Below are 656 nucleotides of genomic sequence, written 5' to 3'. Positions count from 1 at the left end.
ACGTTATGCACGTTTTACTTGTTGACATAGCTGTGATGCTATGCGGCCCCGGCGGTTATTAAGTACCACCCTATAACCACCGGGGCCTAGCAAGTACCAAAACAGTCTTGGCACTCGCATAAGGAGAACTACAACTTCTAATTTTAGTCGCAGTGAACTCTCATGTCACGATTGGCGTGAGACTTAACGCATTTCCGCATGGAATGCGATGAGTCGAACTGTGTCTAAGCCCTTTATCCAAATATTAAACATCAGGGATACCCGCGTGATGCGCGGGTAAACGAACAATGGCACTTCCGTGGGGAGATGCCCGAACTCAGTTTCAACTTGTGCGTGCGCATGTCGAGGCTGAGATCGGGAGAGGTGTATCTAAACATAGGATCTTTGAGGCCCTTCTTGCTGAAGGAAAGATCTCTATGTCGAGGGCATCTTTTTATAATTGTGCGGCTAAGGCTTTGAACCCTAGGCCTAAATCGTCTTCAGGAGGTGCCATTGTGCCCCCACCCCAAGCAGAGCAGGAGCGGGTGTCTCCAACAAAAGGCCCGCTCCTGACATCGCAACCGGAAGGCAATGGCCGGTTCCAGATGGCCGACAAAATTCCCAACTACGACTAGCTGAATTGAGTAATCATGAAGTACGTAAATATAGTCCTGCAA

The organism is Pseudovibrio sp. W74, from assembly GCF_001623085.1.
Classification (GTDB): Bacteria; Pseudomonadota; Alphaproteobacteria; order Rhizobiales; family Stappiaceae; genus Pseudovibrio.
This window is presented reverse-complemented; position numbering follows the sequence as displayed.